At 70.3% G+C, this 15,084-nt stretch carries 17 protein-coding genes and 1 riboswitch; of the genes, 6 read left to right on the top strand and 11 right to left on the bottom strand.

Annotation, left to right across the window (positions count from 1 at the left end; all coding sequences use genetic code 11):
• Positions 1-22: 22 nt before the first annotated feature.
• Positions 23-364 carry a hypothetical protein gene (locus tag AB0C16_RS05370; protein ID WP_357679116.1) on the top strand — a complete coding sequence of 114 codons (342 nt, stop codon included), beginning with the start codon at positions 23-25 and terminating at the stop codon, positions 362-364.
• Between the two features lie 161 nt (positions 365-525).
• Positions 526-1,860: an RNA polymerase sigma factor gene (locus tag AB0C16_RS05365; protein WP_357679115.1), complete on the top strand. Its 1,335-nt coding sequence runs from the start codon at positions 526-528 to the stop codon at positions 1,858-1,860.
• 51 nt (positions 1,861-1,911) lie between these two features.
• Here the strand turns inward: AB0C16_RS05365 and AB0C16_RS05360 are convergent, their stop codons facing one another.
• Complete coding sequence (locus tag AB0C16_RS05360) at positions 1,912-2,307, bottom strand: hypothetical protein (RefSeq protein WP_357679114.1); 396 nt, start codon at positions 2,305-2,307, stop codon at positions 1,912-1,914.
• A gap of 111 nt (positions 2,308-2,418) precedes the next feature.
• Here AB0C16_RS05360 and AB0C16_RS05355 point away from each other — a divergent pair, with 111 nt between their 5' ends.
• On the top strand, positions 2,419-2,979 hold the full coding sequence (locus AB0C16_RS05355; protein ID WP_357679112.1) for a TetR/AcrR family transcriptional regulator C-terminal domain-containing protein: 561 nt from the start codon (positions 2,419-2,421) through the stop codon (positions 2,977-2,979).
• Positions 2,980-3,179: 200 nt separating this feature from the next.
• On the top strand, positions 3,180-3,371 hold the full coding sequence (locus AB0C16_RS05350) for a DUF5999 family protein (protein WP_189122866.1): 192 nt from the start codon (positions 3,180-3,182) through the stop codon (positions 3,369-3,371).
• Position 3,372: 1 nt separating this feature from the next.
• Here AB0C16_RS05350 and AB0C16_RS05345 read toward each other — a convergent pair whose 3' ends face one another.
• Positions 3,373-3,963 (bottom strand): alpha/beta family hydrolase, encoded by a 591-nt coding sequence (locus tag AB0C16_RS05345; RefSeq protein ID WP_357679110.1) that lies wholly within the window; start codon positions 3,961-3,963, stop codon positions 3,373-3,375.
• 116 nt (positions 3,964-4,079) lie between these two features.
• On the opposite strand from AB0C16_RS05345, the gene AB0C16_RS05340 reads away from it, so the two are divergent.
• Both AB0C16_RS05340 and AB0C16_RS05335 read left to right on the top strand, forming a co-directional pair.
• The gene (locus tag AB0C16_RS05340) at positions 4,080-4,361 is read left to right on the top strand and encodes a zinc ribbon domain-containing protein (protein WP_357679108.1); all 282 of its coding nucleotides are present in this window, start codon (positions 4,080-4,082) and stop codon (positions 4,359-4,361) included.
• A 211-nt stretch (positions 4,362-4,572) separates the two neighbouring features.
• Positions 4,573-4,920: a hypothetical protein gene (locus tag AB0C16_RS05335; protein WP_357679106.1), complete on the top strand. Its 348-nt coding sequence runs from the start codon at positions 4,573-4,575 to the stop codon at positions 4,918-4,920.
• A gap of 14 nt (positions 4,921-4,934) precedes the next feature.
• Here the strand turns inward: AB0C16_RS05335 and AB0C16_RS05330 are convergent, their stop codons facing one another.
• From AB0C16_RS05330 to AB0C16_RS05290, 9 genes are all read right to left on the bottom strand, one after another.
• Positions 4,935-5,081, bottom strand: coding sequence for a hypothetical protein (locus tag AB0C16_RS05330; protein WP_357679104.1), 147 nt, complete (start codon positions 5,079-5,081; stop codon positions 4,935-4,937).
• A 41-nt stretch (positions 5,082-5,122) separates the two neighbouring features.
• Positions 5,123-5,920, bottom strand: a complete 798-nt coding sequence (locus AB0C16_RS05325; RefSeq protein WP_357679102.1) for a tetratricopeptide repeat protein — start codon at positions 5,918-5,920, stop codon at positions 5,123-5,125.
• A 136-nt stretch (positions 5,921-6,056) separates the two neighbouring features.
• On the bottom strand, positions 6,057-8,927 hold the full coding sequence (gcvP, locus tag AB0C16_RS05320; RefSeq protein ID WP_357679100.1) for an aminomethyl-transferring glycine dehydrogenase: 2,871 nt from the start codon (positions 8,925-8,927) through the stop codon (positions 6,057-6,059).
• A 152-nt stretch (positions 8,928-9,079) separates the two neighbouring features.
• Positions 9,080-9,170, bottom strand: a riboswitch (glycine riboswitch).
• 18 nt (positions 9,171-9,188) lie between these two features.
• Positions 9,189-9,809 (bottom strand): MerR family transcriptional regulator, encoded by a 621-nt coding sequence (locus AB0C16_RS05315; RefSeq protein WP_357679099.1) that lies wholly within the window; start codon positions 9,807-9,809, stop codon positions 9,189-9,191.
• 147 nt (positions 9,810-9,956) lie between these two features.
• Positions 9,957-10,427, bottom strand: a complete 471-nt coding sequence (locus AB0C16_RS05310; protein WP_090771501.1) for a bifunctional nuclease family protein — start codon at positions 10,425-10,427, stop codon at positions 9,957-9,959.
• A 108-nt stretch (positions 10,428-10,535) separates the two neighbouring features.
• A complete protein-coding gene (locus tag AB0C16_RS05305) occupies positions 10,536-11,162 on the bottom strand; it encodes a MerR family transcriptional regulator (RefSeq protein WP_357679097.1) in 627 nt (208 codons plus the stop codon).
• A 23-nt stretch (positions 11,163-11,185) separates the two neighbouring features.
• Positions 11,186-11,698, bottom strand: a complete 513-nt coding sequence (locus AB0C16_RS05300; RefSeq protein WP_357679095.1) for an FHA domain-containing protein — start codon at positions 11,696-11,698, stop codon at positions 11,186-11,188.
• 258 nt (positions 11,699-11,956) lie between these two features.
• The gene (locus tag AB0C16_RS05295) at positions 11,957-14,461 is read right to left on the bottom strand and encodes a mannose-1-phosphate guanyltransferase (protein WP_357679093.1); all 2,505 of its coding nucleotides are present in this window, start codon (positions 14,459-14,461) and stop codon (positions 11,957-11,959) included.
• Between the two features lie 4 nt (positions 14,462-14,465).
• Positions 14,466-15,047: a CDP-alcohol phosphatidyltransferase family protein gene (locus AB0C16_RS05290; RefSeq protein ID WP_357679091.1), complete on the bottom strand. Its 582-nt coding sequence runs from the start codon at positions 15,045-15,047 to the stop codon at positions 14,466-14,468.
• Positions 15,048-15,084: the final 37 nt, after the last annotated feature.

The raw sequence follows: 15,084 nt of genomic DNA, 5'->3' as shown, positions 1-15,084 counted from the left end.
GGAGCGCACGAAGGGAGCCTTCATGAACCAGTCCCGCAAGATGTGGGCATCCGCGGCGGTCGTCGGCGTGATCGTCGTCGGCGGCGTCTCGATCGCGGCTGCCGCCTCGGCGGGCAGGCTCGAACAGGTCGGCAAGGAGACCAGAGCAGTGGTCGAGAAGGCGTCACCCTCCGGCGGGCCCGTGTCCGACCAGCTGACGGAGCTGACCTCCTCCCCCGCGCCGAGCGACGACGTCGTGGTGTCGAAGGAGGTCAACCCCGACCCTGACGCGGTCAGCGACTACTGGACCGAGGACCGCCTGGAAGACGCCCAGCCCATGCCGATGCCCGAGGTCAAGCCCGGTGAGATAGTCATCGGGGAGTAGACTCTGAGGGGTGGGTCGCCTTCGGGCGGTCCGCCCCCTTTTTCATTTCCGTGGGAACAAATCAGACTATAGGGCGTTATTGATACTGGTGCGCTGAGCGGCCGGGCCGCCCCACCACAACTGCCTGACTCGCTTCTAATCCGTATGGAGGAGGTGTCCTCATGCCCCGATCCGCCGTGGCGACCCCGCCCGCGACCCTCGACCAGCTCCTTGACCGAGGGCGAGCACAGGGTCACCTCTCCCTGACGGAGCTGCGTGGCGCGTTCGCCGAGGCCGGGATCAGCCCCGCCGACGGCCGGTCGATCCTGCGCGAGCTGACCGACGCCGGCGTCAGCCTGGCCGCGGAGGACGAGCCGTCTCCAGGCACGCCCGCGAAGAAGACCACCAGGAAGACCACCACCAAGCGGACGACCAAGGCGAAGTCTACCGGCTCCCGCTCCACCGGCGCCAAGAACGAGCCACAGGTCCCTCCCCAGGGCGACGTCTCCGGCAAGACCGCCGACGAGGCCGAGCCCGACGTGGCCGCCATGAACGCCGAGGAGGCCGAGCTGGAGAGCGAGAGCATCGACCTCGACGACAACCAGTCGGTCATGGGCGACTCGGTGCACACCTACCTCAAGTCGATCGGCCGCCGGACCCTGCTGACCGCCGCCCAGGAGGTCGAGCTGGCCAGGCGGATCGAGGCCGGCCTGTACGCGGAGTACAAGCTGGAGACCGGCACCGACCTGTCCCTGGCCGACCGCGAGGACCTGCGGATGGTCGCCGCGGACGGCAAGGAGGCCAAGAACCACATGCTGGAGGCCAACCTCCGGCTCGTCGTCTCGGTCGCCAAGAAATACACCGACCGCGGCATGTCGCTGCTCGACGTGGTCCAGGAGGGCAACCTGGGCCTCATCCGGGCGGTGGAGAAGTTCGACTACACCAAGGGCTTCAAGTTCTCCACGTACGCCATGTGGTGGATCAGACAGGCCATCCAGCGCGGCTTCGCCGACTCCGCCCGCACCATCCGGCTGCCGGTGCACGTGCTGGAGATGCTGTCCAAGCTGTCGCGCATCGAGCGCGACATGCACCAGCGGCTGGGCCGCGAGCCCACTCCCGAAGAGCTCGCCGTCGAGCTGGACAAGACGCCCGACCAGATCGAGGAGCTGCTGCGCACCAGCCGCCAGCCCATCTCGCTGAACGCGACGATCGGCGAGGACGGCGAGACCACCATCGGCGACCTCATCGAGGACGTCGACTCGCCCGAGGCGTCGGAGATCGTCGACCGCCAGCTGCTGGGCGACCAGCTGCGCGGCGTGCTCGACAACCTCTCGCCCCGCGAGTCGAAGATCATGGCTCTGCGTTTCGGCCTGGTGGACGGCAAGCCGCACACGCTCGACGAGATCGGCAAGCACCTCGGCCTGACCCGCGAGCGCATCCGCCAGCTCGAGAAGGAGTCGCTGTCCAAGCTGCGCCACCCAAGCAACACCCGCCCGCTGCTCGACTGGGCCAGCTGACCCGCGAGAAAGCCCCGGCCACCAGGCCGGGGCTTTCCTCTTTTCCGGTCGCTAGAAGGACGGCACCAGGTAGGGCACCCGCGGGACGCCCGACAGCCGGTTGTCCTCGCGCAGCGTGCGCAGCCGCTCCACCTCGGCGGTCCACATGGCCCCGGCGGGCGTCGCCCTGGCCTTGCGGCGGGCGATGCGGTCGTCGTAGGACGCGACTCCGAACGTGGCCCGCTGCCCGGCCTCGGCGGCCCGCAGCGCCTCAGTCAGCGCCCTGTCGAACGCCAGCCCCGCGCCGCGCAGCTCGACCTCGTCGGCGTCGCCTGCCCGCAGCTCGCGCAGGACCTGCTCGACCTGCCTCGCCTTCTCCAGCAGCTCGGGGTAGCTCTTGGAGATCTCCAGGTCCGCGTGGTAGCGGACCTCGGCCTCGCGGCTCACCCGCGGACGGAAAAACGCCATCGACTCTGCCCCTTCGCCCAACGGCTCATTACCGCGACCAGGGTACGCCGTCCGGCGACACGCCCAGTAATCGGACCGGCGCGACGTCCTTTACATAGTAAGATGATCTCCATGCCCGCCAAGAGACCGCCCGTCCCCCTGTCCCGTGAGCGCATCATCGAAGCCGCGCTGCACATCGCCGACACCCAGGGGCTGCGCCGGCTCACCATGCGCAGACTCGGCGACGCCCTCCAGGTCGAGGCGATGGCCATCTACCACCACCTGCCGAGGGGCAAGGAGGCGCTGATGGACGCGCTGGCCGAGCACGTGACGGCGGTCCACGCCGAGCAGGCGGCCACCTGGCAGGACACCGCCAGGGCGTGGTGCAGGGCGGGCCGCGAGCTGCTGCGCGACCATCCCGGTGTGCTCGCGCTGGCCCTGACCAAACCCCCCAAGGGCGGCACCGCCGTCGCCATCAGGGAGCAGACGGAGCAACTCGCCGACGGGGGCCTGGACGACGCGGCCGAGGCCGTGCGCGCGCTGCGCGCCTTCGTCTTCGGCAGCGTCGCGGTCGAGGTGCAGCAGTCGGGCTGGGCCGATCCGGAGGTCGACGAGTGGACCAGGCGCGACGAACGGGCCGACGTCGACTTCGAGCGCGGGCTGGAGGCGTTGCTCCGGGGGTTGCGAACCTAGTGGGCGTGTCGAGCTTGGACCGTTATCCTGCATAAGGCACGCTGTGTCGAAGGTCACACGATCGCGCATCCTCCTCTAACAGTCCTAACGGACTATGTCCGATCGTGTGACATACGCCTCACACTTGCTACAACGACCGAACCAAGTCGCTCCCGTCCTTGCAACGCGGGAGCCGTCCACGAGATATCGGAGGCACGCCGATGTGCCCGCACGACCCGGCCTGTCCGTCTGCCGAGGCGCCCGACCGTGAGGCCGCACGCACCCTCGCGAGCCACCCCGAGCAGGGGTGGAGCCTTCTCTGCAACGGCGTAGTCCTGTTCGAGGACACCGGGGAGCTTCTGCCTGGCGGCACCGCCATCGCCCCCCACCGGCCTGTGGTGGGCGCCGCCTGATTCACACGTAACGGACGATCCATTCCGCTACCACCTCGCCCACCCGGGCGGGGTCCTTCTTCAGATCGTGCCCCTCTCCGGGCAGCACGACCAGCCGCGCCGCGTCGGCCGCCTCGGGCACACCGAACGGATCCCGGTCCCCGTTGACCACGAGCACGTCCACTCCCGCGTTTCGCAGCTCGTCGGCTCTGGAACGTTCCGGCCTGCCCGGCGGATGCAGGGGGAAGGCGAGCGCCACCACCGCGACCGCGCCGACGGCCCGCGCGGTGCGGCAGGCGACCCTGGCGCCGTTGCTCCGCCCGCCCTGCACCAGCGGCAGCCCCGGCCACCGGGCCCGCAGCTCGCCGAGCACCACGCCCCACGCCTCGTCCTGCCGGGCGGCCGAGCCGGGCGCCCGGGCCCCCGCCAGCCTGAACGGCTGCGTCACCCGGGCCACGCTCGCGCCCACGCCCAGCGCCGCGTCACGCACCGCCAGCAGGTCGGGCGCGCCCACTCCCCCGGCCGACCCATGGGTCAGCACCAGCAGCAGCCGGGGCCGCTCCGCCTCGTCGACCTCGACCGTCGCCGGACCGCGCGGCGTCACAACCTTCATCGAATCTCCTTGAGGCTGGAGGCCCCGCCCTTCAGGGCGAGGAGGAAAGCCGGAACAATACGGCAAAATCGAACACTCATTCGATATTTGACTGATCTTGCCGTACGGTGTGCGGCGTGGCGCAGATCGCGAAGCGGGCCTACAAGTACCGCGCCATCTCGGATGCGTCCTGGCGGGAGTTTCGGTGCATGCTGGAGTACAAGTCGGCCTGGTACGGGCGGCAACTCGTGGTCGTGGACCGCTGGTTCCCCTCCTCCAAGCTGTGTTCGGCATGCGGTGCGATCCAGCAAGCCATGCCGCTGAACGTCCGGACCTGGGTGTGCGCCTGCGGCGCATCCCACGACCGGGACGTCAACGCCGCTAAGAACATCCTCGCCGCCGGGCTGGCGGAGAGCTGAAACGCCTGCGGAGCTGGTGTAAGACCTCAACGGAGATCCTTTCGGGCAGGCGACCGGCAGTGAAACAGGAAAACTCGCCCGTGAGGGCGGGGATCCCCTCCCTTCACTTCAGGGAGGGGAGGACGTCAAGGCAGCACCGTACTTCGGGAGGAGGCCATGATGGCCCTCAGGTGGGATGACGGCGTGCCCGGCGGCGGGGATGATGGACGTCATGCCGGACTACCGCCCCATCCGCGAGGATCTTCAGGCGACGCTCGACGCCCGCCGCGACCTCGGCCCCGACTACGAGGCGGCGCTGGTCGACTCGTTCGCCGAACGACTCGACGCGACGATCGCAGCCCGCGTGAGCGCCGAGCTGCACCGTCACGGCCCGCACCCGCGCCGGCCCAAGAGCAACGGCGCCGCCATGATCCCGGTCGCGCTGGGCTCGATGGGCATCGGCATCCCGCTGACCGCCATCTCCTCGATCAACGCCGGCCTCATGGGCCTCGCCATCACCTGGATCGCCATCGCGGTCATCAACGTCGCCGCCGCTATGGCCATCATGCGCCGCGATTGACCCGGCCCCGGCGGCTACGCGGTGGTGCGGCGCCGAAAGAGCACGGCGGCGATGGGCACGGCGACGACCCCCGCGCCCGCGAGCCAGGCGGCGGCGCTCAAGCCCCCGGCGGCCTGGGGCGACCGGACGAGCAGCCCCCACAGCACGGCGACGGAGCTCACCGCGAGGACGTTCCAGGTGGGGTGGGCGGGGTGGGTGGGGGTCAGGTGCCGCGGCCGTGGCGGAGGCGGACCTCGGTGGCGAGCGCCTCGTCCTCGTGGTCGAGCCCGTAGGCCCAGACCCGGTCGGCGTCGTCGAGCCGCCCGCGCAGCGGCAGCGTACGGGCCAGCAGCTCGATGGCGAGGCCGCTGGTGGCGGCGTCGCCGCCGTCGTCGACCGCCTGGGCGAACTCCGCGCAGGCGAGCTCCAGGTGCGCGATGCCGAGCTGCACCCGCAGCCGGGCCACCGAGTCACCCGGAGCGGTCTCCAGGGCGTCCAGCAGCACCTCAGCCGCCGCTCCGGGCTCCCCTCGCTCCAGCAGGAGGTCGGCGAGCTGCTGCGTGGCGTGCGCGTGCAGCTCCCCGCCGCCGCCCTCGACGGCCGAGCGCAGCGCGCTCTCGGCCTCGTCGTAGTCCTCGGCCTCCGTGGCGAGCCGGGCCAGCGCGAGGTGGGCCAGCGGGACGTAGGCGGGGGTGCCGACGCCGAGCACCGCCTGCCACGCGCCCCTGGCCTGCTCGGCCCGCCCTTCGCGTTCGAACCCCTGCGCCAGGTGGCAGGCCGCCTGGGCGGCGAACTCGGGATGGCCGGTGGCCAGCGCGGTCCGCGCCGCGGCGCGGGCGCCCTCGACGTCGCCGCGCTCCTCCAGCACCACGGCGAGACCGACGGCCGCCTGCGCCCTGTCAGGCCCGTCGGGGTCGGCGGCGAGCTCGGCGAGGATGGCCGCGGCCCCCTCCAGGTCGCCGTCCTCGGCCAGGCGGCGGGCGGTGTCGAGAGGCGAGGTCTCCAGCTCGGAAGACGTCAAGAGAGCTCCTTCGGCGGGGATCGCACCGAGCCTAACGACTCCGGCTGATCATGTCTGCCCGCTTGACACTCCCGGACCGGTACGCGAGACGGCCCTCCCCCGTCGAAACGGGGAAGGGCCGCGGGCGGAGCGGAGGTCAGTCCTCGTACGCCTCCAGCGGAGGGCAGGAGCACACCAGGTTGCGGTCGCCGTAGGCCTGGTCGATGCGGCGTACCGGAACCCAGTACTTGCCGTCGCGCAGCGAGCGCACCGGGTAGGCCGCCTCGGTGCGGGAGTAGGGGTGGGCCCACTCGTCGGAGGAGACGGCCTCGGCGGTGTGCGGCGCGTTGCGCAGCGGGTTGTCGGTCTTGTCGTAGTCGCCGGACGCGACCCGTGAGATCTCGCCCCGGATGGCGATCATCGCGTCGGCGAACCGGTCGAGCTCGGCCAGGTCCTCGCTCTCGGTGGGCTCGATCATCAGGGTCCCGGCGACGGGGAACGACATGGTGGGCGCGTGGAACCCGTAGTCGATCAGCCGCTTGGCCACGTCGTCGACGGTGACGCCGGTCTCCTTGGTGATCTGGCGCAGGTCGACGATGCACTCGTGGGCCACCAGCCCGCCGCGCCCGGTGTAGAGCACCGGGTAGTGGGGGGCGAGCCGCCGGGCCAGGTAGTTGGCCGACAGGATGGCCTGCTCGGTCGCCTCGGTGAGGCCGTCGCCGCCCATCATCCTGATGTACGCCCAGGAGATCGGCAGGATGCCGGCCGAGCCGTAGGGGGCGGCGGACACCGGGCCGACCGGCGAGCCGTCGCGCAGGGGGTGGCCGGGCAGGTAGGCGGCCAGGTGGCCGCGGACGGCGACCGGGCCGACGCCGGGACCACCGCCGCCGTGCGGGATGCAGAACGTCTTGTGCAGGTTGAGGTGGGACACGTCGGCGCCGAACTGCCCCGGCTTGGCCAGCCCGACGAGCGCGTTGAGGTTGGCCCCGTCGACGTAGACCTGGCCGCCGGCGTCGTGCACCTTGGCGCAGATCTCGGTGATGGTCTCCTCGTAGACGCCGTGCGTGGACGGGTAGGTGACCATGATGGCCGCCAGCCGGGAGCCGTGCTCGGCGATCTTGGCGTCGAGGTCGGCCAGGTCGATGTTGCCGTCGGAGTCACAGGCCACGACGACGACCCGCATGCCGGCCATGACGGCGCTGGCCGCGTTGGTGCCGTGCGCCGACGACGGGATGAGGCACACGTCGCGCCCGGTGTCGCCGCCCGCCCGGTGGTAGGCGCGGATGGCCAGGAGCCCGGCGAACTCGCCCTGGGAGCCCGCGTTGGGCTGGATGGAGACCGCGTCGTAGCCGGTGAGCTCGGCCAGCCAGCCCTCCAGCGTCCTGATCAGCTCGAGGTAGCCGGCGGCCTGCTCCTCGGGCGCGTAGGGGTGGATCGCGGCGAACTCAGGCCAGGTGATGGGCTCCATCTCGGTGGTCGCGTTGAGCTTCATCGTGCACGAGCCGAGCGGGATCATCGACCGGTCGAGCGCGATGTCCTTGTCCTGGAGCCTGCGCAGATAGCGCAGCATCGCGGTCTCGGAGCGGTGGCTGTGGAAGACCGGGTGGGTGAGGTAGCCGGACTCGCGCGCCAGCGAGCCGGGCAGCCTGTCAACCCCGGCGCCGGCGGCCAGGCCGTCGAGCTCCGCGAGCTCGGCCCGGATGGCGGCCTCGTGGCCGAGCGCCTCGCCGAAGGCCATGAGGACCTGTCGGATCTCGGCGGTCGTGGTCTTCTCGTCACAGGCGACGGAGACGTGGTCGGCGTCGGCCCGCCACAGGTTGACGCCGCGCTCGGCGGCCCGGCGGACGACGTCGTCGGCACGGCCGGGCACGCGGGCCAGCACGGTGTCGAAGAACTCGCCGTGCACGACCTCGACGCCGCCCCGGCGCAGCCCCTCGGCCAGCACGGCGGCGTGCCGGTGCACCCGGGAGGCGATGCGGCGCAGCCCGTCGGGGCCGTGGTAGACGGCGTACATCCCGGCGATGACGGCGAGCAGCACCTGGGCGGTGCAGATGTTGCTGGTCGCCTTCTCGCGGCGGATGTGCTGCTCACGGGTCTGCAGGGCCAGCCGGTAGGCGGGCCCGCCGTCGGCGTCGACCGAGACGCCCACCAGGCGGCCGGGCATCTGCCGCTGCAACCCCTCGCGCACGGCCATGTACGCGGCGTGCGGGCCGCCGAAGCCGAACGGAACGCCGAAACGCTGGGAGGAGCCGATGGCGATGTCGGCGCCGAGCTCGCCCGGCGCGGCGAGCAGGGTGAGCGCCAGCAGGTCGGCGGCGGCCACGACGAGGGCGCCCGAGGCGTGCGCGGCGGCGGCGAGCGAGCGGAAGTCGCGCAGCCGGCCGGAGGCGCCCGGATACTGCACGAGCACCCCGAAGCACTCGGGCAGGTCGCCGTCGAGGGGGTGTTCGACGAGCGTGATGCCGAGCGGCTCGGCGCGGGTGGCCAGCACCGCCTTGGTCTGCGGCAGCGCGTCGGCGTCGACGACGAACACGACGCTCTTGGACCGGCCGGCCCGGCGGGCCAGCGTCATGGCCTCGGCGGCGGCGGTGCTCTCGTCGAGCAGCGAGGCGCCCGCCACGTCGAGGCCGGTCAGGTCGGTCACCACGGTCTGGAAGTTCAGCAGCGCCTCGAGACGGCCCTGCGAGATCTCGGGCTGGTAGGGCGTGTAGGCGGTGTACCAGCCGGGGTTCTCCAGCAGATTGCGGCGGATGACCGCGGGCGTGATGGTGTCGTGGTAGCCCAGGCCGATCATGGAGGTCTGGACGCGGTTGCGATCGGCCAGGGCGCGCAGCTCGGCGATGGCCTCGTGCTCGCTCGCCGCGGGGGGCAGCAGCAGCCGGTCCTTCGTCCTGATGCCCTCGGGCACGGCCACGGCCACCAGGTCGGCGACCGATTCGAAGCCCACGGTCTCGAGCATGCGCCGCCGCTCGGACTCCGAGGGGCCGATGTGCCGGGTCGAGAACGGCGGAAGTGACAGGTCGGTCATGGAGATGCCTCCCGAGGCTGTGGAGACCGGCGCCAGAGCGCGGACGAGTGCCGGATCTCCCCCTCTGTCATGTCGACCTGAGAGCTTCACCCCGTGGGGCTTGCACCGTCGGTGAGACGCGCCTGGCGGACGCGCCTGCTTTCCAGAGTTGCCTCGCCCGAGCGGTACGGGTGCCTGAGAGATTCCGGGGAGGTTGCTCCTTCGGCGCCCCGGTCTGGCCGGGGACTCTCCCGCACGGGGTTGCCAGCTTGTCCTAGATTACTACCCTGTGCGGCGAGCCCGTCGCCGCTGGGCCAGCTCGTCAGCGGGATGGTCGGCCGGGACGGTGTCCGCGACCGCCGCGCGTTCCCCCGGCAGCTCCGCGAGCGAGCCCTCGACCTCGCGCCAGACCCGGCCGAGCGCGATGCCGAACACGCCCTGACCGCCCTGGAGCAGGTCGATCACCTCGTCGGCCGAGGTGCACTCGTAGACGCTGACGCCGTCGCTCATCAGCGTGATCTGCGCGAGGTCGGCCACTCCGCGGTCACGCAAGTGCTGGACGGCCGTGCGGATCTGCTGGAGGGAGACCCCGGTGTCGAGCAGTCGCTTGACGACCTTGAGCACCAGGATGTCGCGGAAGCTGTAGAGGCGCTGCGAGCCCGAGCCCTGAGCGGCTCTTATCGTGGGTTCGACCAGGCCGGTGCGCGCCCAGTAGTCGAGCTGCCTGTAGGTGATGCCGGCCGCCGAGCAGGCGGTCGGGCCACGGTAGCCGATGTCCATCGGCAGCGTCGCCGGCTGCTCGTCGAAGAGCAGCCCCTGCTCTCCGGCACGCTGCCGCGCACTCTCACGCCGCACCGGATCTTCCTGGCCGGCCGTCTTTCCCTCGCCGCTGCTGACCGCCACGCGGACCTCCGGCTTTCTCTCATCCCATGGTCTGATCTGGGGGTTCGTAAAGGGCGACCACGGGTTTCACTTGCACCGTAGGACCGTGACCATGCTCAGTCAACGATCCGGCTCGGCGCGTCGTGAAGCGTAAATGCACTGAAATACCTACCCCGCCCTGCCGAAGTCCTCGGGAGTGATCGTGTCAAGAAACTCCCTGAACTTCTCCACCTCGTCCTCCTGGTCGTCGGGGATGATCACCCCTGCCTCCTGGACGACCTCTTCGCTGGCGAAGATGCGCGCTCCGGTGCGCAGGGCGAGCGCGATCGAGTCGGACGGCCGCGCGCTCACCTCCACGCCGTTGGAGAAGACCAGATCGGCGAAAAAGATGCCGTCGCGCAAGGCGACGATGTTGACGGCACGCAGGCCGACGCCCAGCGCGCTCAGCACGTCTCGGAAAAGGTCGTGCGTGAGCGGCCGGGGAGGTGGCTCCTCCGCTTGGGCCAGCGCGATGGCCGTTGCTTCGGTCATGCCGATCCATATAGGAAGGAACCGCTCCCCGTGTGCCTCCTTGAGCAAGACGATCGGCTGATTTGTGGGCATTTCTACCCGAACGCCCACGACCTCCATCTGCAACACGGGCTGCTCCGTATCGACCGGCCGGTGACCCGGCACGGCTCATTTTCTGGTCCGCTTCTGCATTTCAACGTAACACCCGGCGGGCCTCGAATGTCCCGCTGGTCCGCCTCATCGCCCCAGAACGCCGCGCACGCCCGCGCGCACAAGGGCGGCGTGCAGGTCGAGCAGCAGGGAGGTCAGCTCCCTGGCGACCTCGTCGGCCTCGCCGATGGCCCCCGGCGCGCGCCGTTTCAGTATCGGCGCGACCGCCTGCTCCACCAGGCCGCTCTCACGCTCGGCCGCCGCCTTGACCGCGCGCAGGTGGCGGGCGTGCAGCCCGAAACGGGCCAGTGCGCCTACGCTGCGCGCCACGTCGAGCGCGTCCTGGTCGTAGCGCCTGGCCCGGGCGGCGAGCAGCCCGTAGTCCTCGAGCTCGGCGAGGGTCTCCTCGTCGAGCCCCGCCGCCTCCAGCAGCTCCGCGCGGCTGAGCAGCACTTCCCGGTTTTCCTGCACGGCGCGGGGGCGGCCGAGCTCCTCGGCCATCTTGTCCTTGATCACCCGCAGCGGGAGGTAGTGGTCGCGCTGCTCGGTGAGGATGTAGCGCAACTGCTGCACGTGCAGATGGGTGAACTTGCGGTAGCCCGACGGACTGCGTTCGGGCTCGATGAGGCCCTCACCCTCCAAAAAGCGGATCTTGGAGATCGTCACGTCGGGGAACTCGCCCTGCAGGAGCGCGAGCACCTCCCCGATGCTCATGTGCGAGCGTGCCGCCTGCGAGCTCATGCGCCCGCGGCGGTCCGCATCAGGAAGACAAGGCGGAACTTGCCGATCTGCACCTCGTCGCCGGAGTGCAGCGGCACCTCCTCGATGCGCTCCCTGTTGACGTAGGTGCCGTTGAGGCTGCCCACGTCGCGCACGGAGAACTGGCCCCCGCGGTGCCGGTAGAACTCGACATGGCGCCGCGAGACCGTGATGTCGTCGAGGAAGATGTCGCTCTCGGGGTGGCGCCCCGTGGTCGTCAGGTCTTTGTCCAGCCGGAACCGGCTGCCCTGGTTGGGGCCCCTGGTCACGGAGAGCAGCGCCGTGCCGGGCGGCAACTGCTCCACCAGCGCCCGTTCGGCCAGGAGCATGTCACCGGTCTCAGCCTCGTACGCCTCGATTCCCGCGACGGAGATCGTCGACGTGGTGTCCCCGGCGACCTCGGGTCTGGTCAGCGGTGACCCACAACGGGAACAGAAACGGGCATCCTCGGGGTTGGCGTGCCCGCACTGCGTGCAGTAGACGCTCGGCATCGATCGGCTCGGCCTCCTACCGCGAAGACGCGGCGACGGTGCTCGGGGCGCGCCTCGCTTCGCTCTTCAAGTTTGCGAATGCCGCAACTTACGCTGCTGAACGGCAAAGGTCAAGGCGGGGCGCTGGACGACAGGTCGGACGGTGACAAAGCTACCGCCGCCCGAGCCCGGAGGTCCATGCCGCCGCGCGTTTCCACAATACGATCATGCAGGCCCCGGCGCGAGCGTCCGGTCAAGATCACAGACGGTGATATTACTCTAGGACGCCGCGTCCTCGACTATCCGGGCCCACCGCTCCAGCAGAGACTGGGCGGTGTCGACGTCCTGGGCCTCGGCCCACAGGTCGGTGACGGGCTCGGTGGCGGCGGGCAGGATCAGCACCCAGCTGCCGTCGTCGCCCACCACCCGCACCCCGTCGGTGGTGTCGATCCGGTGCCCGTCGGAGTCGGCCTCGGCCGCCTCGATGACCGAGCGCATCACGGCGCCCTTGGCCGCCCAGCGCGTCGGCACGGTCCGTTTGAGCAGTTTGGCCTCGGGGATGCGGGCGTCGATCTGGCTGAGCGAGAGCCGGGTGCGGGCGACCAGGCCGAGCAGCCGCATGAACGCGGCCAGCCCGTCGATGGCCGGGGTGAACTCCGGCACGACGAAGCCGCCCCGGCCGTCGGCGGCGAAGATCATGTCGTCGCCGGCCGCCGCGGAGGTGAGCGCGTCGAGCGCGGTCGAGGTCCACTGCACCTGCACGCCGTGGAAGCGGCAGACCTGCTCGGCGACCCTGGTGGTGGTCACGGGCAGCGCCACCCGGCCGCCTCTGCGCTCGGCGGCGATCAGGTCGAGCACCACGAGCAGGGCCCGTTCCTCGCCGATCAGCTGGCCCATCTCGTCGACCAGCGCGATCCGCTCGCCGACCGGGTCGAAGCGGACCCCGAACGCCGCCCGCGAGGAGCTGACCAGCTCAGACAGGCGTTGCAGGTCGCGGCGGCGCTCGGCGAGCGTCTCGGTGGGCGAGGCGTCGTCGAGCCGGGCGTTGACCGTGAGCACCTCGACGCCGACGCGGCCGAGCAAGGTGGGCAGGACGAGCGAGGAGGTGCCGCCCGCGCAGTCGACGACCACCTTCATGTCGCGGATGCCGGTCATGTCCACGCGGCGCAGCAGCTCGTGCGCGTAGTCCTCGACGACCCTGGCCGGATAGGCGAGCTCGGCGATCTCGCCGGGGAAGGCCCGGCGGAACTCCTGCCGGGAGAAGACCCGCTCCAGCTTGCGCTGGGCGGCGGCGGGCAGGTCGGCGCCCCGGTCGTCCATGATCACGATGTCCACGCTCTGCGGGTCGCCGGCGCTGGTGCGCAGCGCGATGCCACCGGCGGCCGACTCACGGGAGGTGTGGAAGCGGGCCACGGGCAGCGGCGCGGCCTGCAGGTCGAGCACGTTGATGGCGCTGGCGGTGAGCGCGCTGATCACGGCCCGCTTGAGCGCCCTGGCCGCCAGCGAGGAGTCGCGGGCGGTGACGACGTGCTCGCCCTTCTTCAGGGTGGTCGCGTAGGCGCTGGCCAGCCGCACGCACAGCTCGGGGGTGATCTCGACGTTGACCAGGCCGCTGACCCCCTTGGCGCCGAACAGGCTGCGCTGGCCGCGAGACTCCCAGATGACGCTGGTGTTGACGACCGCGCCCGCCTCGATGGTCTTGAACGGGTAGATCTTGACGCCGCTGGAGACGTACACCTCGGGCTCGATGACGCACTCGTCGCCGATGACCGCGTTCTCCTCGATGCGGGCGCCGGTCATCACGTCGGTGTTCTTGCCGATGACGCACCCGCGCAGGTGGGTGCCGGGGCCGAGGTAGACGTTGTCGTGCACCACCGCCCGGTGCAGGAACGCCCCCTCGCGGACGACCGCGTTGTTGCCCAGCACGGTGTATTCGCGCAGCTCGGCGCCCGCCTCGACCTTGGCGTAGTCGCCGATGAGCAGCGGGCCCTTGAGCACCGCGTCGGTGTCGATCGAGGCGGACTCGGCCACCCAGACGCCCGGTGAGAGCTCGAAGCCGCCGATGTCCAGCCTGACCCGGCCGGACAGGGCGTCGGCGTGGGCCTTGAGGTAGCTGTCGTGGCTGCCGACGTCCTCCCAGTAGCCGTCGGCGATGTAGCCGTAGATGGGGGCGCCGCTCTCGAGCAGCTCGGGGAAGACGTCCGCCGACCAGTCGACGGGCTGGCCGGCCGCGACCCGGTCGAGGACCTCGGGCTCCATGACGTAGACGCCGGTGTTGACGGTGTCGGAGAAGACCTGGCCCCAGGTGGGCTTCTCCAGGAAGCGCTGCACCCGGCCGGACTCGTCGACGATGATGATCCCGAATTCGAGCGGGTTCGGAACTCGTTTCAGGCCAATCGTGACAAGAGCCGAATTTTCACGATGAAACCGGACCATATCCGACAAATCGATGTCGGTGAGAGCGTCGCCGGAGATGACCAGGAAACGATCGTCGCGTAGCCGGTCGGCGGCGTTCTTGACGCTCCCGGCCGTGCCGAGGGGCAGCTCCTCCGTGGCGTACTGCAGGCTCATGCCGAGCTCGTCGCCGTCGCCGAAGTAGTTGCGCACGAGGGCGGCCAGGAACTGGACCGTGACGACGGTCTCGGTGACCGCGTGGCGCTTGAGCAGGCGCAGCACGTGTTCCATGATCGGGCGGTTGACTACGGGAAGCAGGGGTTTGGGCTGGTTGGCGGTCATCGGACGCAGCCGAGTCCCCTCCCCGCCCGCCATGACGACCGCCTTCACCCGATCACTCCTTAGAGGTCGCAGTTACGAGCCGACGCACCTGTATCACATACAGCAACCCTGCCCACCAGTACAGACCTGTTCCCCAGAGCGCGAACGCCCATCCGACAATTCGCGCTATATCGGCATACCAACCAACGTGCGAGGCAAGAAACAGCAAGGGGAAGGCGTACATGAGACTGAACATGGCGGCTTTGCCCAGAAAATGCACTTGAAGTGCCTTATAGCCGTGCTTGCGTAGTACGGGAATGAAACAGGCGACGAAGAGCTCGCGGCCCAGGATGACGGCCACCAGCCACCACGGGATGACGTCGCGCAGCAGCAGCGCGAGGATCGTCGCGAAGACGTACAGCTTGTCGGCGGCCGGGTCGATGAGCCGGCCGAGCCTGCTGGTCTGGTTGAACGCGCGAGCGATGACGCCGTCGAGCCAGTCGGTGAACCCGGCGACGGCGAGGACCGCGATGGCCCAGCCGTCCGCCTTCGGCCCCAGAACCAGCCAGAGGAACACAGGCACGCCGAGAAGGCGCAGGAAGCTCAACAGGTTAGGAATCGTCCAGATGCGGTCCTCGGCGGAAGTTTCGCTCACGCAGCAGACCCTACTGCGTCACCTGCGGCCACAGCGG

This window comes from Nonomuraea sp. NPDC048916 (assembly GCF_040649575.1).
In the GTDB taxonomy this organism is placed as follows: Bacteria; Actinomycetota; Actinomycetes; order Streptosporangiales; family Streptosporangiaceae; genus Nonomuraea.
Note: the sequence above shows the minus strand (reverse complement) of the source record. Positions and strands in the feature narration are given on the sequence as shown.